Here is a 22,449-nt window from a genome sequence, read left to right as displayed (position 1 = left end):
TCACTTCACACAAACAGCCGGTTCGGTTGAAGAGAAAAATCCTGAAATTCAGGGTTGACTCTGAAAGAGGAAAGCGTAATATACGCCACCTCGCGACAGAGCGCTAAAGCGCGTCGCAACTGCTCTTTAACAATTTATCAGACAATCTGTGTGGGCACTCAAAGTGACATGGATTCTTAACGTCCTCGGACGAAAAATGAATACCAAGTCTCTGAGTGAACATACGTAATTCATTACGAAGTTTAATTCACGAGCATCAAACTTAAATTGAAGAGTTTGATCATGGCTCAGATTGAACGCTGGCGGCAGGCCTAACACATGCAAGTCGAGCGGTAGCACAGAGAGCTTGCTCTCGGGTGACGAGCGGCGGACGGGTGAGTAATGTCTGGGAAACTGCCTGATGGAGGGGGATAACTACTGGAAACGGTAGCTAATACCGCATAACGTCGCAAGACCAAAGTGGGGGACCTTCGGGCCTCATGCCATCAGATGTGCCCAGATGGGATTAGCTAGTAGGTGGGGTAACGGCTCACCTAGGCGACGATCCCTAGCTGGTCTGAGAGGATGACCAGCCACACTGGAACTGAGACACGGTCCAGACTCCTACGGGAGGCAGCAGTGGGGAATATTGCACAATGGGCGCAAGCCTGATGCAGCCATGCCGCGTGTGTGAAGAAGGCCTTCGGGTTGTAAAGCACTTTCAGCGGGGAGGAAGGCAATAAGGTTAATAACCTTGTTGATTGACGTTACCCGCAGAAGAAGCACCGGCTAACTCCGTGCCAGCAGCCGCGGTAATACGGAGGGTGCAAGCGTTAATCGGAATTACTGGGCGTAAAGCGCACGCAGGCGGTCTGTCAAGTCGGATGTGAAATCCCCGGGCTCAACCTGGGAACTGCATTCGAAACTGGCAGGCTAGAGTCTTGTAGAGGGGGGTAGAATTCCAGGTGTAGCGGTGAAATGCGTAGAGATCTGGAGGAATACCGGTGGCGAAGGCGGCCCCCTGGACAAAGACTGACGCTCAGGTGCGAAAGCGTGGGGAGCAAACAGGATTAGATACCCTGGTAGTCCACGCCGTAAACGATGTCGATTTGGAGGTTGTGCCCTTGAGGCGTGGCTTCCGGAGCTAACGCGTTAAATCGACCGCCTGGGGAGTACGGCCGCAAGGTTAAAACTCAAATGAATTGACGGGGGCCCGCACAAGCGGTGGAGCATGTGGTTTAATTCGATGCAACGCGAAGAACCTTACCTGGTCTTGACATCCACAGAACTTAGCAGAGATGCTTTGGTGCCTTCGGGAACTGTGAGACAGGTGCTGCATGGCTGTCGTCAGCTCGTGTTGTGAAATGTTGGGTTAAGTCCCGCAACGAGCGCAACCCTTATCCTTTGTTGCCAGCGGTCCGGCCGGGAACTCAAAGGAGACTGCCAGTGATAAACTGGAGGAAGGTGGGGATGACGTCAAGTCATCATGGCCCTTACGACCAGGGCTACACACGTGCTACAATGGCATATACAAAGAGAAGCGACCTCGCGAGAGCAAGCGGACCTCATAAAGTATGTCGTAGTCCGGATTGGAGTCTGCAACTCGACTCCATGAAGTCGGAATCGCTAGTAATCGTAGATCAGAATGCTACGGTGAATACGTTCCCGGGCCTTGTACACACCGCCCGTCACACCATGGGAGTGGGTTGCAAAAGAAGTAGGTAGCTTAACCTTCGGGAGGGCGCTTACCACTTTGTGATTCATGACTGGGGTGAAGTCGTAACAAGGTAACCGTAGGGGAACCTGCGGTTGGATCACCTCCTTACCTTAAAGAACCTGCCTTTGTAGTGCTCACACAGATTGTCTGATGAACGTAAAGAAGCAAGGCGTCTTGCGATTGAGACTTCAGTGTCCCCTTCGTCTAGAGGCCCAGGACACCGCCCTTTCACGGCGGTAACAGGGGTTCGAATCCCCTAGGGGACGCCACTTGCTGGTTCGTGAGTGAAAGACGCGTGCCGATATATCTCAAAACTCATCTTTGGGTGATGTTTGAGATATTTGCTCTTTAAAAATCTGGATCAAGCTGAAAATTGAAACGACACACTGTTTAAGTGTGTTCGAGTCTCTCAAATTTTCGCAATCAGAAGTGAAACATCTTCGGGTTGTGAGGTTAAGCGACTAAGCGTACACGGTGGATGCCCTGGCAGTCAGAGGCGATGAAGGACGTGCTAATCTGCGAAAAGCGTCGGTAAGGTGATATGAACCGTTATAACCGGCGATGTCCGAATGGGGAAACCCAGTGCAATTCGTTGCACTATCGTTAACTGAATACATAGGTTAACGAGGCGAACCGGGGGAACTGAAACATCTAAGTACCCCGAGGAAAAGAAATCAACCGAGATTCCCCCAGTAGCGGCGAGCGAACGGGGAGCAGCCCAGAGTCTGAATCAGCTTGTGTGTTAGTGGAACGGTCTGGAAAGTCCGACGGTACAGGGTGATAGTCCCGTACACCAAAATGCACAGGTTGTGAACTCGAAGAGTAGGGCGGGACACGTGGTATCCTGTCTGAATATGGGGGGACCATCCTCCAAGGCTAAATACTCCTGACTGACCGATAGTGAACCAGTACCGTGAGGGAAAGGCGAAAAGAACCCCGGCGAGGGGAGTGAAAAAGAACCTGAAACCGTGTACGTACAAGCAGTGGGAGCACCTTCGGGTGTGACTGCGTACCTTTTGTATAATGGGTCAGCGACTTATATTCTGTAGCAAGGTTAACCGTATAGGGGAGCCGCAGGGAAACCGAGTCTTAACTGGGCGTTAAGTTGCAGGGTATAGACCCGAAACCCGGTGATCTAGCCATGGGCAGGTTGAAGGTTGGGTAACACTAACTGGAGGACCGAACCGACTAATGTTGAAAAATTAGCGGATGACTTGTGGCTGGGGGTGAAAGGCCAATCAAACCGGGAGATAGCTGGTTCTCCCCGAAAGCTATTTAGGTAGCGCCTCGTGAATTCATCTTCGGGGGTAGAGCACTGTTTCGGCTAGGGGGTCATCCCGACTTACCAACCCGATGCAAACTACGAATACCGAAGAATGTTATCACGGGAGACACACGGCGGGTGCTAACGTCCGTCGTGAAGAGGGAAACAACCCAGACCGCCAGCTAAGGTCCCAAAGTCATGGTTAAGTGGGAAACGATGTGGGAAGGCCCAGACAGCCAGGATGTTGGCTTAGAAGCAGCCATCATTTAAAGAAAGCGTAATAGCTCACTGGTCGAGTCGGCCTGCGCGGAAGATGTAACGGGGCTAAACCATGCACCGAAGCTGCGGCAGCGACACTATGTGTTGTTGGGTAGGGGAGCGTTCTGTAAGCCTGCGAAGGTGACCTGTGAGGGTTGCTGGAGGTATCAGAAGTGCGAATGCTGACATAAGTAACGATAAAGCGGGTGAAAAGCCCGCTCGCCGGAAGACCAAGGGTTCCTGTCCAACGTTAATCGGGGCAGGGTGAGTCGACCCCTAAGGCGAGGCCGAAAGGCGTAGTCGATGGGAAACAGGTTAATATTCCTGTACTTGGTGTTACTGCGAAGGGGGGACGGAGAAGGCTATGTCATCCGGGCGACGGTTGTCCCGGTTTAAGCATGTAGGCTGGTTATCCAGGCAAATCCGGATAATCAAGGCTGAGGTGTGATGACGAGGTACCACGGTACTGAAGTGACAGATGCCCTGCTTCCAGGAAAAGCCTCTAAGCATCAGGTAACATTAAATCGTACCCCAAACCGACACAGGTGGTCAGGTAGAGAATACCAAGGCGCTTGAGAGAACTCGGGTGAAGGAACTAGGCAAAATGGTGCCGTAACTTCGGGAGAAGGCACGCTGGTGTGTAGGTGAAGTCCCTGCGGACGGAGCTGAGACCAGTCGAAGATACCAGCTGGCTGCAACTGTTTATTAAAAACACAGCACTGTGCAAACACGAAAGTGGACGTATACGGTGTGACGCCTGCCCGGTGCCGGAAGGTTAATTGATGGGGTTATCCGTAAGGAGAAGCTCTTGATCGAAGCCCCGGTAAACGGCGGCCGTAACTATAACGGTCCTAAGGTAGCGAAATTCCTTGTCGGGTAAGTTCCGACCTGCACGAATGGCGTAATGATGGCCAGGCTGTCTCCACCCGAGACTCAGTGAAATTGAACTCGCTGTGAAGATGCAGTGTACCCGCGGCAAGACGGAAAGACCCCGTGAACCTTTACTATAGCTTGACACTGAACATTGAGCCTTGATGTGTAGGATAGGTGGGAGGCTTTGAAGCGTGGACGCCAGTCTGCGTGGAGCCAACCTTGAAATACCACCCTTTAATGTTTGATGTTCTAACGTCGACCCGTAATCCGGGTTGCGGACAGTGTCTGGTGGGTAGTTTGACTGGGGCGGTCTCCTCCCAAAGCGTAACGGAGGAGCACGAAGGTTAGCTAATCCTGGTCGGACATCAGGAGGTTAGTGCAATGGCATAAGCTAGCTTGACTGCGAGCGTGACGGCGCGAGCAGGTGCGAAAGCAGGTCATAGTGATCCGGTGGTTCTGAATGGAAGGGCCATCGCTCAACGGATAAAAGGTACTCCGGGGATAACAGGCTGATACCGCCCAAGAGTTCATATCGACGGCGGTGTTTGGCACCTCGATGTCGGCTCATCACATCCTGGGGCTGAAGTAGGTCCCAAGGGTATGGCTGTTCGCCATTTAAAGTGGTACGCGAGCTGGGTTTAGAACGTCGTGAGACAGTTCGGTCCCTATCTGCCGTGGGCGCTGGAGAATTGAGGGGGGCTGCTCCTAGTACGAGAGGACCGGAGTGGACGCATCACTGGTGTTCGGGTTGTCATGCCAATGGCACTGCCCGGTAGCTAAATGCGGAAGAGATAAGTGCTGAAAGCATCTAAGCACGAAACTTGCCCCGAGATGAGTTCTCCCTGAGACTTTGAGTCTCCTGAAGGAACGTTGAAGACGACGACGTTGATAGGCCGGGTGTGTAAGCGCAGCGATGCGTTGAGCTAACCGGTACTAATGAACCGTGAGGCTTAACCTTACAACGCCGAAGATGTTTTGGCGGATTTGAGAGAATTTTCAGCTCTGATACAGATTAATCAGTACGTCTTAAAGACGGGCTGATAAAACAGAATTTGCCTGGCGGCACTAGCGCGGTGGTCCCACCTGACCCCATGCCGAACTCAGAAGTGAAACGCCGTAGCGCCGATGGTAGTGTGGGGTCTCCCCATGTGAGAGTAGGGAACTGCCAGGCATCAAACAAGTGAAGAGCCCATCCTGCCGGATGGGCTTTTTGCGTTTCTGTCGTCCGGCCAGCGTGCCGGCATGCCTCCCCCGGTGGCGCTGCGCTTACCGGGGCTACAAAACCGTAGCCCGGACAAGGTGCGCAGCACCGCCTCCGGGGAGGCCCCTGTCTAAGGGGCAGCAGTTGCGACGTCAATCTTAGTCTGCTTCAGCCTGCTGCTCGTGTATCAAATTCAATAACGGATACGGTTGCCCCAGATCGTCCGTTTCAGAGCGTCCTGTCACCCTAAAACCCATCTTCTGATAAAACCCGACCGCTTGCTCATTCTGCTCATTTACGTTGGTCGTCAGCTTCGGCGTTAACGACAGCGCATGCTCAATCAGCAATTTCCCCACGCCGCAGCCGCGGACATCTGGATCGACGAACAGCGCATCCATATGATCTCCCGTCAGCAGCATAAAGGCGATCGGCTGGTCTTCCGTATTAACCGCCACCCACAGCGGAGCCTCCGGTAAAAATGCGCGTACCATCTCCTCCAGCTCCTTTCGATACGCTTTTGACAGAAAGTCGTGGGTGGCGTCGACCGATCGACACCATATCGCAATCAGTTTATCCCCTTCATCAGGCCGGGAACGGCGGATGCTAATAACCATATTTTCTCCTTTTATTCATTCTTATATTCTAACTCAATGTGCGCCGTGAAATTTTCTCACCGTGAACATGCAGACTCGACATTCACCCGATTCCTGGTTATCTTCAGCTATCTGGATGTCTAAACGTTTATACGTATGCTATGAGGTAATAGAGTTATGCCAATTCGGGTGCAGGACGAGCTGCCAGCCGTCAATTTCTTGCGCAATGAAAACGTCTTTGTGATGACGACAACACGTGCAACGACTCAGGAAATCCGCCCCCTGAAGGTGTTAATCCTCAACCTGATGCCGAAGAAAATCGAGACGGAGAATCAGTTCCTGCGTCTGCTGTCGAACTCTCCGCTGCAGGTGGATATCCAGTTATTACGTATCGATGCGCGCGAGTCACGTAATACCCCAGCGGAGCATCTGAATAACTTTTACTGTAATTTCGATGAGATCTGCGATCAGAACTTTGACGGACTGATCGTCACTGGCGCTCCCTTAGGTCTGGTTGAGTTTAACGATGTTGCTTACTGGCCGCAGATCAAACAGGTGCTTGAGTGGGCCAAGGATCACGTCACTTCGACGCTGTTCGTCTGTTGGGCGGTTCAGGCCGCGCTGAACATTCTGTACGGCATTCCCAAGCAGACCCGCGCCGAAAAGATTTCCGGCGTTTATGAACACCATATTCTTCATCCGCACGCCTTACTGACCCGTGGTTTTGACGACTCTTTCCTCGCCCCACACTCACGCTATGCTGACTTTCCGGCAGGGCTTATCCGTGACTATACCGATCTCGAGATCCTCGCGGAGACGGAAGAGGGCGATGCGTATCTGTTCGCCAGTAAAGATAAGCGTATCGCCTTTGTCACCGGCCACCCGGAGTACGATGCCAATACCCTGGCAAGTGAATATTTCCGCGATGTGGAAGCCGGTTTGAATCCTGAGGTACCTCATAATTATTTCCCGCAAAACGACCCGCAGAACAAACCGCGCGCCACCTGGCGCAGCCACGGCAATCTGTTGTTCGCTAACTGGCTTAACTATTACGTCTACCAGATTACGCCATACGATCTGCGTCATATGAATCCGACGCTGGAATAATACTCTATGTGAGACGATCCTAAAGCGTTTCAGCATTTTGCCTCTGGCACCTTCGGGTGCCTTTTTTATTTCCGAAATTCACTTCATGCACGATGATAACTTTAATTTCATTGTTATCAATGTGTTAATGATAATTTAAAATTAAAATGGAAATTGTTTTTGATTTTGAAAATTAATTGAGTAGTCTTAATTGTGCTGAGCGAAAACTGCACAACGATCTTTCGCTCGCTTCCAGCGGATCAACCAAGAGGAGCAGCATAATGACGCAGCAGGCGACAATCACCGATGAACTGGCCTTTAGTCAGCCCTATGGCGAGCAGGAGAAGCAGATCTTAACGCCTGAGGCGGTAGAATTTCTGACGGAACTGGTGAGCCGCTTTACGCCGGCGCGCAATAAGCTGCTGGCCGCGCGTTTGCAGCAACAGCAGGCTATTGACGATGGGCAGCTTCCGGATTTTATTTCGGAAACTGCTTCCATTAGAAATGGTGACTGGACTATTCGCGGTATCCCGGCTGATTTGCAGGATCGCCGCGTTGAAATCACCGGCCCCGTCGAGCGCAAGATGGTCATTAACGCGCTGAATGCCAACGTCAAAGTCTTTATGGCGGACTTTGAGGATTCGCTGGCGCCTGACTGGCGCAAAGTCATTGATGGTCAAATCAACCTGCGCGATGCCGTAAACGGGACCATCAGCTACACCAACGAGGCCGGCAAAATCTATCAGTTGCAGCCCAATCCCGCTGTGCTGGTATGCCGTGTGCGCGGCCTGCACCTGCCGGAAAAGCATGTGACATGGCGTAATGAGGCCATCCCCGGCAGCCTGTTCGATTTTGCGCTCTATTTCTTTCATAACTACCAGGCGCTGCTGGCGAAGGGGAGCGGTCCCTACTTCTATCTGCCAAAAACTCAGGCCTGGCAGGAAGCGGCATGGTGGAACGATGTCTTCAGCTTTACGGAAGATCGTTTTGATCTGCCGCGCGGCACCATCAAGGCCACGCTGCTGATTGAGACGCTGCCGGCGGTGTTCCAGATGGACGAGATCCTGCATGCGCTGCGCGATCACATCGTCGGCCTGAACTGCGGCCGCTGGGACTACATCTTCAGCTATATCAAGACGCTGAAAAACCATCCAGACCGCGTCCTGCCTGACCGCCAGGTGGTGACGATGGATAAACCGTTCCTCAGCGCCTACTCACGTTTGTTGATTAAGACCTGCCACAAACGCGGCGCATTTGCGATGGGCGGCATGGCGGCCTTTATCCCGAGCAAAGAGGCCGAACGTAACCGTCAGGTGCTGAATAAAGTCACCGCCGACAAAGAGCTGGAGGCCAACAACGGTCACGATGGCACCTGGATCGCCCATCCGGGACTGGCGGATACCGCCATGGCGGTGTTTAACCGCGTGCTCGGCGATAAGCCGAATCAGCTCTCGGTCACCCGAAGCGAGGATGCGCCAATTACCGCTGAACAGTTGCTGGCTCCCTGCGAGGGCGAGCGCACTGAAGCCGGGATGCGCGCCAACATTCGCGTGGCGGTGCAGTACATCGAAGCCTGGATCTCCGGCAACGGCTGCGTACCGATTTATGGCCTGATGGAAGACGCCGCGACGGCCGAGATCTCGCGCACCTCTATCTGGCAATGGATCCATCATCAGAAAACCCTGAACGACGGTACCCCGGTCACTAAGGCGCTGTTCCGCCAGTGGCTGGCGGAAGAACTGATGGTGATTCAGGAGGAGCTGGGAGAGCACCGCTTCAGCCATGGCCGCTTTGACGATGCGGCGCGGCTGATGGAGCAGATCACCACCTCTGACGAACTGATTGATTTTCTGACATTACCGGGCTACCGCCTGCTGGCCTAATCGCCAGATTGTGTTGTTCGCCATTTAGTCCTTCACCAATGAGCCTGGGGAGCCAGGAAATTATATGGAGCATCTGCACATGAAAACCCGTACCCAACAAATCGAAGAATTAAACAAAGAGTGGACGAACCCGCGCTGGGAAGGTATTACCCGCCCGTACAGCGCGGAAGAGGTGGTGAAGTTACGCGGCTCGGTGAATCCGGAATGCACGCTGGCGCAGCTTGGCGCGGCGAAAATGTGGCGTCTGCTGCACGGTGAGGCGAAGAAAGGGTACATCAACAGTCTCGGCGCGCTGACCGGCGGCCAGGCCTTGCAGCAGGCGAAGGCCGGCATCGAAGCCATTTATCTCTCCGGCTGGCAGGTTGCCGCGGATGCTAACCTGGCGTCCAGCATGTATCCGGATCAATCGCTGTATCCCGCCAACTCGGTACCGGCGGTGGTGGATCGGATCAACAATACCTTCCGCCGCGCCGATCAGATCCAGTGGTCAGCCGGGATTGAGCCGAACGATCCGCGCTTTATCGACTACTTCCTGCCGATCGTGGCGGATGCGGAAGCCGGTTTTGGCGGCGTCCTTAATGCCTTTGAGCTGATGAAATCGATGATTGAAGCCGGTGCAGCGGCTGTTCACTTCGAAGATCAGCTGGCATCGGTGAAGAAGTGCGGCCATATGGGCGGTAAAGTGCTGGTCCCGACCCAGGAGGCGATTCAGAAGCTGGTGGCAGCGCGTCTGGCGGCCGACGTGATGGGAGTTCCGACGCTGGTGATCGCCCGTACCGATGCTGACGCGGCCGATTTAATTACCTCTGACTGCGATCCGTACGATCGTGAGTTTATTACCGGGGATCGCACCAGCGAAGGGTTCTTCCGCACCCACGCCGGGATCGAGCAGGCGATCAGCCGCGGGCTGGCCTACGCGCCGTATGCCGATCTGGTGTGGTGTGAAACGTCGAAACCGGATCTTGAGCAGGCGCGCCGCTTTGCCGAGGCTATCCATGCGCGTTTCCCGGGCAAACTGCTGGCCTATAACTGCTCCCCGTCGTTTAACTGGAAGAAAAATCTCGATGATAAAACCATCGCCAGCTTCCAGCAGCAGCTGTCGGACATGGGATACAAATACCAGTTTATTACCCTCGCCGGGATCCACAGCATGTGGTTCAACATGTTCGACCTCGCGCATGCCTACGCTCAGGGTGAGGGGATGCGCCACTATGTTGAGAAAGTGCAGCAGCCGGAATTCGCCGCCGGGCCGGAAGGCTACACCTTCGTCTCGCATCAGCAGGAGGTGGGCACCGGCTACTTCGACAAGGTCACCACCATTATCCAGGGCGGCACCTCGTCGGTAACAGCGCTGACCGGCTCGACCGAAGAAGATCAGTTTTAAGCCATGCCCGGTGGCGCGACGCTGACCGGGCCTGTGAAGGGACGCAGGCCGGATAAGCGAGCGCGCCATCCGGCATGACGTGGTGCCGGATGGGGGAGAGCGATGACGCGTGGTCTGGAATTACTGATTGCCCAAACGATATTGCAGGGATTTGACGCCCAGTACGGGCGTTTCCTCGAGGTGACCTCCGGCGCGCAGCAGCGCTTTGAACAGGCTGACTGGCACGCGGTGCAGCAGGCGATGAAGCAGCGGATCCATCTCTACGACCACCACGTGGGCCTGGTAGTAGAGCAGCTGCGCTGCATCACCGAAGGGAAAAGCACCGATGTCGATTTTCTTTTGCGGGTGAAACAACAATACACCCAACTGTTGCCGGATTACCCTCGTTTTGAAATTGCTGAGAGCTTTTTCAATTCAGTCTACTGCCGGCTGTTTGACCACCGCTCGCTGACCCCCGAACGGCTCTTTATTTTCAGCTCGCAGCCCGAGCGACCCTTTCGTACCCTTCCGCGACCGCTGGCGAAAGATTTCTTTCCGGAACGCGGTTGGTCGCACCTGCTGGGTAAAGTACTGTCCGATCTGCCGCTGCGGCTGCCGTGGCAGAACAAAGCGCGGGATATCGGCTATATCATTGCCAGTCTGCAGGAAGCGCTGGGGGAGGAACTGCTCGCCAGCTGTCATCTGCAGGTCGCCAATGAGCTGTTCTACCGGAATAAAGCCGCCTGGCTGGTGGGCAAACTGGTCATGCCGATGGCGACGCTGCCTTTTTTGCTGCCGATCCACCGCAGCGACGAGGGCGAGCTGTTTGTCGATACCTGCCTCACAACCCATGCCGAAGCGAGTATCGTTTTTGGCTTCGCGCGTTCCTATTTTATGGTTTATGCGCCACTGCCCGGCGCCCTGGTGGAATGGCTGCGCGAGATCTTGCCGGGTAAAACGACGGCCGAGCTGTATATGGCGATTGGCTGTCAGAAGCATGCCAAAACCGAAAGCTATCGCGAATATCTACACTACATTACTCGCTGCGATGAGCAGTTTATTGAAGCGCCGGGCATTCGCGGGATGGTGATGCTGGTGTTTACCCTGCCGGGGTTTGACCGGGTGTTTAAGGTGATCAAAGACCGCTTCGCGCCGCAGAAAGAGATGACCGCCGCCCACGTGCGCGCCTGCTATCAGCTGGTAAAGGAACATGACCGCGTCGGGCGGATGGCGGATACCCAGGAGTTTGAAAATTTCGTGCTGGATAAACGGCAAATCGCGCCAGCGCTGCTGGCGCTGCTGCAGGCGGAAGCGGGGAACAAACTCACCGATCTTGGCGACCGCATCGTCATCAGCCATCTGTATATTGAACGGCGAATGGTGCCGCTCAACCTGTGGCTGGAGCAGGTTAACGGTCAGGCATTACGTGATGCGGTAGAAGAGTATGGCAATGCTATCCGCCAGCTGGCCGCCGCCAATATCTTTCCTGGCGATATGTTGTTTAAAAACTTCGGCGTCACCCGCCATGGCCGGGTGGTGTTCTACGACTATGATGAAATCTGCTATATGACGGAAGTGAATTTCCGTCATATCCCGCCGCCGCGCTATCCGGAGGATGAGCTGGCCAGCGAGCCGTGGTATAGCGTCTCGCCGGGCGATGTTTTCCCGGAGGAGTTCCGCCACTGGCTGTGCGCTGACCCGCGCATTGGGCCGCTGTTTGAGGAGATGCATGCCGACCTGCTGCGCGCCGACTACTGGCGCGAACTGCAGACGCGGATTAAAAACGGCCATGTGGAAGATGTCTACGCCTACCGGCGCAAGCAGCGCTTTAGCGTGCGCTATGGCGCCGATCTGCCTGATGGCGCTACGCTTATCAGGCCTACTTAAAATGCCCCTGTGGGGCATTTTCTTTATTTAACCCCGCCATACGCCAGCGTCACTTCCTTCGCCGCTTTGATCACCAGCGCGCCCAGCTCGGTCACCCGGTCATCGGTCATGCGTGAGATGGGACCGGAGATGGAGATTGCCGCGAACGGTTCGCGGTGTTCATCGTAAATGCAGGCGGCTACACAGCGCAGGCCGAGCGCGTGTTCCTCATCATCGAAAGAGTAGCCCCGCTTGCGGGTCTGGGCTAAATCTTCCTTCAGATGCAGCGGGGAGACCAGCGTGGCATGCGTATAGGCATGCAGCCCTTTACGGTGCAGGAGGCTGGTAACCTGCTCTTCGCTCAACTGCGAGAGGAACGCCTTCCCGGCGCCGGAAGCGTGCATCGGCAGTTTACCGCCGATCGGCGCCGACATCCGCATTAGCTGGGTGCACTGCACCTGGTCGATAATGATCGCCTGGTGGTCGCTCTGGTCGAGCACCGCCAGATTCACCGTTTCACCGGAATCTTCCATCAGCTGGCGCAGGATCGGGTGGACAATGGCCAGCAGATTGCGGCTTTGTAGAAAGCTGCTGCCGACTACGAAAGCATGTGCCCCGACGGCCCAGTGACCCAGCTCGCCCACCTGGCGGACGAAGCCCAGCTGTTGCATGGTGGTCAGCAGACGGTGAGTGGTGGAGTTGGGCAGACCGGCCTGCTGCGCCAGTTCGGTCAGCGCGACGCTGCTGTGGGACTCGGCAATCCATTCGAGCAATTTCAGGCCGCGGGTCAGCGACTGAACCTGACCGCCAGCCTGCTGGGCAGTGGCAGCCGCGGGTTTTCTGCCGCGTTTCGCGGGAACGGGGGTAGTGGCCATCGCGGACTCCTTTTTCTGTATCGTGGAAATAATTTTCGTTTTATTTGGCGAGAATGCAATCACAACCAGACTCATCGGAGGAGTGAAGCTGAACATGTCTCATATTGCCCGTTGTTGTCTTTTCCGCTCCGGTGGTTTGTGCCAGTATGGTTCGTTGGCTATTTGGCCTGAGTTGAGCGTTGTCGGGAGCAAGTGTGAGCAGCAAAGTTGAGCAACTGCATCAGCAGTTAAAAGAACGTATTCTGGTTCTGGATGGGGGCATGGGCACCATGATCCAGGGCTATCGTCTGAGTGAGCAGGACTTTCGCGGTGAGCGCTTTGCTGACTGGCCGTGCGACCTGAAAGGCAACAACGACCTGCTGGTGCTCAGCAAGCCCGAGGTGATCCGCGAGATCCACGACGCCTATTTCGAGGCCGGCGCGGATATCATCGAGACCAACACCTTTAACTCGACGACCATCGCGATGGCGGATTACCAGATGGAATCCCTGTCGGCGGAGATCAACTTTGCGGCGGCGAAGCTGGCCCGCGCCAGCGCCGACGCCTGGACGGCCCGCACGCCGGACAAACCGCGCTATGTCGCGGGCGTGCTTGGCCCGACCAACCGTACCGCCTCTATCTCGCCTGATGTGAACGATCCGGCGTTCCGTAATATTACCTTTGACCAGCTGGTGGCCGCCTATCGCGAATCCACCCGGGCGCTGGTGGAAGGTGGTGTGGATCTGATCCTGATTGAAACGGTATTTGACACCCTGAACGCCAAAGCGGCTATCTATGCGGTGAAAGAGGAGCTGGAGGCGCTGGGCGTTGACCTGCCGCTAATGATCTCCGGCACCATTACCGATGCCTCTGGCCGCACGCTTTCCGGGCAGACCACCGAAGCTTTCTATAACTCGCTGCGCCACGCCGAAGCTTTATCGTTTGGTCTTAACTGCGCCCTTGGGCCGGATGAACTGCGCCAGTACGTTCAGGAGCTGTCGCGCATCGCCGAATGCTACGTCACCGCGCACCCGAACGCCGGTTTGCCCAACGCCTTCGGCGAATACGATCTGGACGCCGACACTATGGCGGCGCAGATCCGCGAATGGGCGGAAGCCGGTTTCCTCAATATCGTCGGCGGCTGCTGCGGTACGACTCCGGAGCATATCGCCGCCATGAGCCGGGCGGTAGCGGGCCTGCCGCCGCGTCAGTTGCCGGAAATTCCGGTGGCCTGCCGCCTCGCCGGTCTGGAGCCGCTGAACATCGGCGACGACAGCCTGTTCGTTAACGTCGGTGAACGTACCAACGTCACCGGCTCGGCGAAATTTAAACGCTTGATCAAAGAAGAGAAGTACAGCGAAGCGCTGGACGTTGCCCGTCAGCAGGTGGAAAGCGGCGCGCAGATTATCGATATCAACATGGACGAGGGGATGCTCGACGCGGAAGCGGCGATGGTGCGCTTCCTCAACCTGATTGCTGGCGAGCCGGACATTGCCCGCGTGCCGATCATGATTGACTCCTCCAAGTGGGAAGTCATTGAAAAGGGCCTGAAATGTATTCAGGGCAAAGGCATCGTTAACTCGATTTCGATGAAAGAGGGCGTCGAACCCTTTATCCACCATGCGAAGCTGGTGCGCCGTTATGGCGCCGCGGTAGTGGTGATGGCCTTTGACGAAGTGGGCCAGGCCGACACCCGCGAACGCAAAATTGAGATCTGCCGTCGCGCTTACAAAATTCTCACCGAAGAGGTCGGCTTCCCGCCAGAAGATATCATCTTTGACCCCAATATCTTTGCGGTAGCGACCGGTATCGAAGAGCATAACAACTATGCGCAGGACTTTATCGGCGCCTGCGAAGACATCAAACGCGAGCTGCCGCATGCGCTGATTTCCGGCGGTGTCTCCAACGTGTCGTTCTCGTTCCGCGGTAACGACCCGGTACGTGAGGCGATCCACGCCGTGTTCCTCTACTATGCGATCCGCAACGGCATGGACATGGGGATCGTCAACGCCGGTCAGCTGGCCATCTATGATGACCTCCCGGGCGAGCTGCGCGACGCGGTCGAAGACGTGATCCTCAACCGCCGCGATGACAGTACCGAACGGTTACTTGAGCTGGCGGAAAAATATCGCGGCAGCAAAGTTGACGACGGCGCGAATGCTCAGCAGGCGGAATGGCGCAGTTGGGACGTGAAAAAGCGTCTCGAATATTCGCTGGTGAAGGGCATTACCGAATTTATCGAACAGGACACCGAAGAAGCGCGTCAGCAGGCTGCCCGCCCGATTGAGGTGATTGAAGGGCCGCTGATGGACGGCATGAACGTGGTCGGCGATCTGTTCGGCGAAGGCAAAATGTTCCTGCCTCAGGTGGTGAAATCCGCCCGCGTAATGAAACAGGCGGTGGCCTACCTTGAGCCGTTTATTGAAGCCAGTAAAGAGCAGGGCTCCAGTAACGGCAAAATGGTGATTGCCACGGTAAAAGGTGACGTTCACGACATCGGCAAAAACATCGTCGGCGTGGTGCTGCAGTGTAATAACTACGAAATCATCGATCTTGGCGTGATGGTCCCGGCGGACAAAATTCTCAAAACCGCCAAAGAGGTGAACGCGGATCTGATCGGTCTTTCCGGGCTGATTACCCCGTCACTGGACGAGATGGTTAACGTGGCGAAAGAGATGGAGCGCCAGGGCTTTACCATCCCGCTGCTGATAGGCGGCGCGACTACCTCGAAAGCGCATACGGCGGTGAAAATCGAGCAGAACTACAGCGGCCCGACCGTTTACGTACAGAACGCCTCGCGCACCGTCGGGGTGGTGGCTGCGCTGCTCTCGGATACGCAGCGCGATGAGTTTGTCGCCCGCACGCGCAAAGAGTATGAGACCGTGCGTATCCAGCATGGACGTAAAAAACCGCGCACGCCGCCGGTGACCCTGGCCGCCGCACGGGAAAACGATCTGGCCTTTGACTGGGAGAGCTACACACCGCCGGTGGCTCATCGTCTGGGGGTACAGACGGTGGAAGCCAGTATCGAGACCCTGCGCAACTACATCGACTGGACGCCGTTCTTCATGACCTGGTCGCTGGCGGGTAAATATCCGCGCATTCTGGAAGATGAAGTGGTAGGGGAAGAGGCGCAGCGCCTGTTCAAAGACGCTAACGAGCTGCTGGATAAGCTGAGCGCAGAGAAAACCCTGAACCCGCGCGGCGTGGTGGGTCTGTTCCCGGCCAACCGCGTGGGCGACGATATTGAAATCTATCGCGATGAAACCCGCACCCACGTACTGACGGTGAGCCATCACCTGCGCCAGCAGACGGAGAAGGTCGGCTTTGCCAACTACTGCCTTGCCGATTTTGTCGCGCCGAAGCTGAGCGGCAAAGCGGACTACATCGGTGCCTTCGCCGTCACCGGCGGCCTGGAAGAGGACGCGCTGGCGGACGCCTATGAAGCGCAGCACGACGACTATAACAAGATCATGATCAAAGCCATCGCCGATCGTCTGGCGGAAGCCTTCGCCGAGTATCTGCACGAGAAAGTGCGCAAGGTCTACTGGGGATATGCGGCCAATGAGAACCTCAGCAATGAGGAACTTATTCGCGAGAACTACCAAGGGATCCGTCCAGCGCCGGGGTATCCGGCCTGTCCGGAGCACACCGAAAAAGGGACCATCTGGCAGCTTTTGGACGTGGAAGCCCATACCGGCATGAAGCTCACCGAATCGTTCGCCATGTGGCCGGGCGCATCGGTTTCCGGCTGGTACTTCAGCCATCCGGACAGCAAGTACTTCGCCGTGGCGCAGATCCAGCGCGACCAGGTCGAAGACTACGCGCTGCGTAAAGGAATGACGCCGGCGGAAGTCGAACGCTGGTTAGCGCCTAATCTGGGCTATGATGCCGACTAAATCGTCACCTTTCCTTACAACAAACAAGGCGCTCTGTGAGCGCCTTGTCTCTTTATTGAGGTTAACCCCTTATACTGAGAGAGGTTCCTGATCTTCGGAAAACCTATAACGATAAGGAGAAGCTGATTCCGTGTTAACTCTGCTACACCTGTTGTCCGCGGTTGCTCTGCTGGTGTGGGGCACGCATATCGTGCGTACCGGGGTGATGCGCGTCTATGGCGCTCGCCTGCGTACCGTTCTCAGTAGCAGCGTAGAGAAAAAGCCGCTCGCCTTCTGCGCGGGTCTTGGCGTCACTGCGCTGGTGCAAAGCAGCAATGCCACCACCATGCTGGTGACCTCGTTTGTCGCCCAGGATCTGGTGGGCCTGACGCCAGCGCTGGTGATGGTGCTGGGGGCCGACGTCGGGACGGCGCTGATGGCGAGGGTACTGACCTTCGACCTGTCGTGGCTGTCGCCGCTGCTGATATTTATCGGGGTAATTTTCTTCCTTGGCCGCAAGCAGACCCGCGCCGGGCAGCTGGGGCGAGTGGGGATCGGTCTGGGGCTGATCCTGTTGGCCCTGGAGCTGATTGTCCAGGCCGTACATCCCATAACCCAGGCCAACGGCGTGCAGGTGATTTTTGCCTCGCTGACCGGAGATATCATGCTGGATGCCTTGATTGGCGCCGTATTTGCGATCATCAGCTACTCCAGCCTGGCGGCGGTGTTGCTGACCGCGACGCTGACTGCGGCGGGAGCGATCTCTTTCCCGGTGGCGCTGTGTCTGGTGATTGGCGCCAACCTGGGATCGGGGCTGTTAGCGATGCTCAACAACAGCGCGGCCAACGCGGCAGCGCGCCGGGTGGCGTTGGGCAGCCTGCTGTTTAAGCTGGTGGGGAGCCTGATTATTCTGCCGTTCGTCCATCCGCTGGCCGCGGTGATGCACAAGCTGCCGTTGGCGGAGTCCGAGTTGGTTATCTACTTCCACGTCTTTTACAACCTGCTGCGCTGCATCGCGATGGTGCCCTTCGCCGGGCCGATGGCGAAGCTGTGCCAGCGTCTGATCCGCGATGAGCCCGAGCTGGATAACCATCTCAAACCCAAGCATCTCGACCCGTCGGCGCTGGATACCCCGGCGCTGGCGCTGGCCAATGCCGCGCGCGAGACGCTGCGCATTGGTGATGCGATGGAGCAGATGCTGGAGAGCCTGCATAAGGTGATGCATGGCGAACCGCGTCAGGAGAAAGAGCTGCGCCGCATGGCGGACGATATCAACGTCCTCTACACCGCCATTAAGCTCTATCTGGCTCGGATGCCAAAGGATGAGCTGGCGGAAGAGGAATCCCGGCGCTGGGCGGAAATTATTGAGATGTCGCTAAACCTCGAGCAGGCCTCCGATATCGTCGAGCGGATGGGCAGCGAGATCGCCGATAAATCGCTGGCGGCGCGACGCGCTTTCTCGGTGGAAGGGTTAAAGGAGCTGGATGCGCTGTACGATCTGCTGCTCAGCAATTTGCAGCTGGCGATGTCGGTCTTCTTCTCCAGCGATGTGCCCAGCGCCCGTCGCCTGCGACGCAGCAAACACCGGTTCCGCATTCTTAACCGCCGCTACTCACATGCGCACGTTGACCGTCTGCATCAGCAGAACGTGCAGAGTATCGAAACCAGTACGCTGCACCTGGCGCTGCTGGGGGATATGAAGCGCCTGAACAGCCTGTTTTGTTCAGTGGCCTACAGCGTGATGGAGCAGCCGGATGAAGACGACGAACGGGATGACTACTGAGACGGATTATTTTCCCCGTTTTTGTCGCTTCTTTTGTGGCGCGATAGCCCTCCCGGGAGGTGGCTGACGTCTTTCCCGGGAGGGATATACTAGCTTCTGGCAAACGCCGAGGCTTCTGCCACCAGCGCATTATCCGGCCGTACGCCGGTATAAAGGGCGAACTGCTCGACAGCTTGCAGGGCAATGACTTCCGCGCCGCTAATGGTCTGCTTACCCCGTTGCTGCGCCAGGCGAATCAGCGGAGTTTCTGCCGGCAATGCGACCACGTCAAACACGACGCTGGCCTGGGCCACCATGGCCGGACTGAATGCCAGCGTGGTGCTTTCCTCTCCCCCCGCCATGCCCAGCGGTGTGACATTGACCAGAATCTCAGCTGCGATCCCTTCCGGCAGGGGCTGCCACTGGAAACCATACTGTTTTGCCAGCGCCAGGCCGCGCTGGCGATTGCGGGCCGCAATGATCACGTCGCGAAAACCGGCATCACGGAAGGCAGCTATGACGGCTTTCCCCATACCGCCGCTACCCTGAATCATTACTCTGGCGTTGGTATCGAGCCGATGGCTGGCGATCAGGCTTTTAACCGCGATGTAATCGGTGTTTAGCCCGGTTAACTTCCCGTCGTCATTGACAATGGTGTTGACGGAGTCGATGGCTTTTGCCGACGGATCGATCGCGTCAAGAAACGGTATGCAGCTCTCTTTAAACGGCATGGAGACTGCACATCCGCGGATACCCAACGCGCGAACCCCTTTTACCGCCGCCTCAATATCCGTTGTCGTAAAGGCTTTGTAGAGGTAGTTCAACCCCAGCTTGTCATACAGATAGTTATGAAAGCGGGTGCCGAAGTTGCCGGGGCGACCCGCCAGAGAGATACACAGCAGCGTATCGCGGTTAATCATGCGTAATATCCTCTGCGTGGGCCAGCAGATACGCCTCAGCCTCCTGGGACCAGATCCCATGGTGACGCGCCACAATCGCTGCCAGTTCGGGATCGGCGATCTCGCCCAGCGGCGTGAGCGGGAAAGCTTTTCCGGTATACACCAGCTTTTTCCCCCCGCCGACGGCAGGCAGATCGAGGGTGGTTTCGCCCGCGGCATTCAGGCCGAGAATATGGGTGACCACTTTCGCCGTCTGGACCTTTTTCGCCTGCATCAGCGCCACCGCGGCGCGCATATCGTCAGTATTGCCGCCGGAGGTGCCGACGTAGTGGGTAAAGGCGTAGTGCACGTCATAGAAGTTGATTGGGGCGCTGAATTGCTTATCCTGGGGGCCAGCAAAGAAATTCAGGCAGCCGTCCGGGGCCAGCAACGAGGAGGCCAGGGTGATCAGCTGTTCGTTTGGCACAAACACGAAGATATCGTCGAAGCCATGGCCGCCGCTGAGCGCCAGCAGCGTATCGCGACTGGCCTCATGGCCGTCGAGGTAGTGGATCAGCGTCTGCGGCTCAGAGGGGTAATGACGGCGGGCGTAGCTGAGCTTCGGCTTATTGGTATCGGTCACTACCAGTAGTGAAGGATTGATGGGGCCGTGTAGCGCATAGTCGATGGCCAGCAGCCCCATCGGCCCCGTCCCGCCCAGGATCAGGGTGCGTCCCTGCGGACGGATCCCCATCACGTGGTTGTAACTCCCCTCCTGCAGATGATAGTTGGCGTTGAAAGCGCCAATGACGCAGGAGAGCGGCTCGACCAGCGATCCTTCAAACCAGGTATCCCCCTCCCAGGTGAGCAGACAGTCCTGCGCCATCACCTCGTTGGGGATCACCACATGGGTGGCTTCACCACCGATCCATGGGAACGAGTAGCCGGGACAGTCGGGCCGGTCGGGCAACTGTAGGTTGGCCTGGATCACGTAGCGCTGCCCTGGCTGAAACTTATGCTGCCACTTTTTACCGACGGCAAGGATTTCGCCGCAGAATTCATGACCGATAATAATAGGCCTGGTGGCCACATCATCTGGCACCTTTTTATGATCGGCACCCTGATTGGCCTCTTTCCATGAAGAAAGGCACAGGCTGTCAGTGACCACCCGAGCGAGGATCTCATCGTCCTGCATCGCCGGGAGGGTAAAGGTTTCCAGGCGCAGGTCACGTTTGCCATACAGGCGCAGAGCCGTTGTTGTTTGCATAAACCACCTCATCCCCTTCATCTTTCGGGGCTATGTTGTTGACGTCACCCCGGCATCGCCGGGGCGGAATAATCAGGATAGAAAGCCGAGCGCGTTGCCGATAATGCCTAAGCCGAACAGGGCGAAAATCAGCCAGACTGGATTCACTTTCTTATTCAGCAGACGCACCATCAGTAGCGTCAGGCCCAGCGCCAGCAGGCCGGGGCAGAGCTGATCGAGGATGTTCTGGACGGTCATGGTGACGGTGGCGCCGTCTGCACCGGGCGTTTGGGACACCACCAACGGCACATTGATGGTGGTCCATTTGGTCACCAGCACCCCCATGACAAACAGGCCGAGAATGGAGGCGCCTTCGGTCAGCTTCTGCAGCAGGTTACCGCCCATATCGCTGACGATATTGACCCCCTTACGGAAGCCCAGCTGCAGGCCATACCACTTCATTGCCAATCGCACTGCGTTGAAAATAAAGAAAAATAACAAAGGCCCCAGAATATTGCCGGAGAGGGCCAGCGAGGCGCCGAGGGCCGCGGTAATCGGCCGCAGCGTGCCCCAGACCAGCGGGTCGCCGACGCCGGCCAGCGGGCCCATCAGACCCACTTTGATGCCGTTGATAGCGCCATCGTCAATGGCCGCGCCGTTGGCCCGGGCCTCCTCCATGGCGGCGGTGACGCCGATCACCGGGCCACACACCGCCGGCGTGGTATTAAAGAACACCAGATGACGCTTCAGCGCCGCGACCTGATCGGCTTTGAGCGGATACAGGCGTTTGATCGCTGGGATCATGTCGTAGCAAAATCCCAGGCCATGAATACGTTCGAAATTAAAGGAGGCCTGCTGAAGGTTGGAGCGGAGAAACATGCTTACCAGGTCGCCTTGCGTGATTTTTTTCTGTTCCATTTTCGGCTCCGTTAGTCGTCAAGCTGGTCAAGGGCGGGTGCAGAGGGGGCGGTGGAGGCGGCGGGTTCAGCCTTACGCCACTGTGGATTGAGCTGGAGGTAGATCAGCGCGATGATGACGCCCACGCCGCCGAAAGCCAGCAGGCTGAAGTCGAGATAACCGCCAGCGAGAAAACCGAGGAAAAAGAAGGGCATCAGGTACTTCACGCCCATCATTCGCAGCACCATCGCGTAGCCCACGACGACAATAAAACCGCCGGCGATCTGCAGACCGTGAGTGACGAATTCCGGGATCGCGCTAAGCATACTGCTGACCATGTCCGCGCTAACGAACAGCGAAACCACCAGTGCCGGGATCGCCACGCGCAGCGCCTGCACCCCCAGCGCGGAGACATGCAGCAGGTCGATGGTGCGAAAGCGCGCCTCCTCGGCCGCTTTGTCCGCGGCGTGCTGGAACACCACGGTAATGGTGCGGGCGAAAACGGTCAGCACCTGCCCGGCGGCGGCCACCGGCAGGGCAATGGCGATGCCGGTGGCAATACTCTGGTGGCCCACAATCACCAGAATGGCGGAGATAATGCTGGCCAGCGCCGAATCTGGCGACTGCGCTGCCCCCACGTTCATCCAGCCGAGGGCGATCAGCTCCAGCGTGCCGCCAAGCATAACCCCGGTTTTTAAATCACCCAGGATGAGGCCAACCACGGTACAGGCGATAAGGGGTCGATGGGTCTGAAATTCGTCCAGCACGCTGCCCATTCCGGCAATACAGGAAAAAATAAATATGGCTATTATCTGTAGGGTACTAATTTCCATAATTTTGACCTTTAAGGT

The 22,449-nt window shown here is 56.6% G+C and carries 12 protein-coding genes, 1 tRNA gene and 3 rRNA genes; 10 read left to right on the top strand and 6 right to left on the bottom strand.

Annotation, left to right across the window (positions count from 1 at the left end; genetic code table 11):
* Nucleotides 1-264 precede the first annotated feature (264 nt).
* From LGL98_RS23725 to rrf, 4 genes are all read left to right on the top strand, one after another.
* Nucleotides 265-1,804, top strand: a 16S ribosomal RNA gene (locus LGL98_RS23725).
* An 85-nt stretch (nucleotides 1,805-1,889) separates the two neighbouring features.
* Nucleotides 1,890-1,965 (top strand) — tRNA-Glu (locus LGL98_RS23720).
* A gap of 182 nt (nucleotides 1,966-2,147) precedes the next feature.
* Nucleotides 2,148-5,049, top strand: a 23S ribosomal RNA gene (locus tag LGL98_RS23715).
* Between the two features lie 97 nt (nucleotides 5,050-5,146).
* A 5S ribosomal RNA gene (gene rrf / locus LGL98_RS23710) occupies nucleotides 5,147-5,262 on the top strand.
* The 16S, 23S and 5S rRNA genes sit together here with 1 tRNA gene alongside, the layout of an rRNA operon.
* Nucleotides 5,263-5,450: 188 nt before the next feature.
* Here the strand turns inward: rrf and LGL98_RS23705 are convergent.
* Nucleotides 5,451-5,906, bottom strand: coding sequence for an acetyltransferase (locus LGL98_RS23705; protein WP_136029692.1), 456 nt, complete (start codon nucleotides 5,904-5,906; stop codon nucleotides 5,451-5,453).
* Nucleotides 5,907-6,062: 156 nt separating this feature from the next.
* On the opposite strand from LGL98_RS23705, the gene metA reads away from it, so the two are divergent.
* The 4 genes from metA (at nucleotide 6,063) to aceK (ending at nucleotide 12,104) form a co-directional block, all read left to right on the top strand.
* The gene (metA, locus tag LGL98_RS23700; RefSeq protein ID WP_004206830.1) at nucleotides 6,063-6,992 is read left to right on the top strand and encodes a homoserine O-acetyltransferase MetA; all 930 of its coding nucleotides are present in this window, start codon (nucleotides 6,063-6,065) and stop codon (nucleotides 6,990-6,992) included.
* A 260-nt stretch (nucleotides 6,993-7,252) separates the two neighbouring features.
* The gene (aceB, locus tag LGL98_RS23695; protein WP_023291609.1) at nucleotides 7,253-8,854 is read left to right on the top strand and encodes a malate synthase A; all 1,602 of its coding nucleotides are present in this window, start codon (nucleotides 7,253-7,255) and stop codon (nucleotides 8,852-8,854) included.
* 79 nt (nucleotides 8,855-8,933) lie between these two features.
* Nucleotides 8,934-10,238, top strand: a complete 1,305-nt coding sequence (gene aceA, locus LGL98_RS23690) for an isocitrate lyase (RefSeq protein ID WP_136029902.1) — start codon at nucleotides 8,934-8,936, stop codon at nucleotides 10,236-10,238.
* Between the two features lie 102 nt (nucleotides 10,239-10,340).
* Complete coding sequence (gene aceK, locus LGL98_RS23685) at nucleotides 10,341-12,104, top strand: bifunctional isocitrate dehydrogenase kinase/phosphatase (RefSeq protein ID WP_136029693.1); 1,764 nt, start codon at nucleotides 10,341-10,343, stop codon at nucleotides 12,102-12,104.
* A gap of 23 nt (nucleotides 12,105-12,127) precedes the next feature.
* Here the strand turns inward: aceK and iclR are convergent, their stop codons facing one another.
* Complete coding sequence (gene iclR / locus LGL98_RS23680; RefSeq protein WP_004206826.1) at nucleotides 12,128-12,958, bottom strand: glyoxylate bypass operon transcriptional repressor IclR; 831 nt, start codon at nucleotides 12,956-12,958, stop codon at nucleotides 12,128-12,130.
* Nucleotides 12,959-13,152: 194 nt separating this feature from the next.
* Between iclR and metH the strand changes: the two genes are divergently transcribed.
* A complete protein-coding gene (metH, locus tag LGL98_RS23675) occupies nucleotides 13,153-16,836 on the top strand; it encodes a methionine synthase (protein WP_136029695.1) in 3,684 nt (1,227 codons plus the stop codon).
* A gap of 130 nt (nucleotides 16,837-16,966) precedes the next feature.
* The gene (locus LGL98_RS23670) at nucleotides 16,967-18,598 is read left to right on the top strand and encodes a Na/Pi cotransporter family protein (RefSeq protein ID WP_136029697.1); all 1,632 of its coding nucleotides are present in this window, start codon (nucleotides 16,967-16,969) and stop codon (nucleotides 18,596-18,598) included.
* Nucleotides 18,599-18,687: 89 nt separating this feature from the next.
* On the opposite strand, the gene LGL98_RS23665 is transcribed toward LGL98_RS23670, so the two are convergent.
* The 4 genes from LGL98_RS23665 to LGL98_RS23650 form a co-directional block, all read right to left on the bottom strand.
* Nucleotides 18,688-19,497 (bottom strand): shikimate 5-dehydrogenase, encoded by an 810-nt coding sequence (locus LGL98_RS23665; protein WP_136029699.1) that lies wholly within the window; start codon nucleotides 19,495-19,497, stop codon nucleotides 18,688-18,690.
* Nucleotides 19,490-20,722, bottom strand: coding sequence for an L-sorbose 1-phosphate reductase (gene sorE, locus LGL98_RS23660; RefSeq protein WP_008807323.1), 1,233 nt, complete (start codon nucleotides 20,720-20,722; stop codon nucleotides 19,490-19,492). The genes LGL98_RS23665 and sorE overlap by 8 nt, the downstream gene beginning before the upstream one ends.
* A gap of 72 nt (nucleotides 20,723-20,794) precedes the next feature.
* Nucleotides 20,795-21,619 (bottom strand): PTS system mannose/fructose/sorbose family transporter subunit IID, encoded by an 825-nt coding sequence (locus LGL98_RS23655; protein ID WP_002884590.1) that lies wholly within the window; start codon nucleotides 21,617-21,619, stop codon nucleotides 20,795-20,797.
* 11 nt (nucleotides 21,620-21,630) lie between these two features.
* Nucleotides 21,631-22,431: a PTS mannose/fructose/sorbose transporter subunit IIC gene (locus LGL98_RS23650; RefSeq protein ID WP_136029701.1), complete on the bottom strand. Its 801-nt coding sequence runs from the start codon at nucleotides 22,429-22,431 to the stop codon at nucleotides 21,631-21,633.
* Nucleotides 22,432-22,449 lie beyond the last annotated feature (18 nt).

It is taken from the genome of Klebsiella africana, assembly GCF_020526085.1.
Taxonomy (GTDB): Bacteria; Pseudomonadota; Gammaproteobacteria; order Enterobacterales; family Enterobacteriaceae; genus Klebsiella; species Klebsiella africana.
Note: the sequence above shows the minus strand (reverse complement) of the source record. Positions and strands in the feature narration are given on the sequence as shown.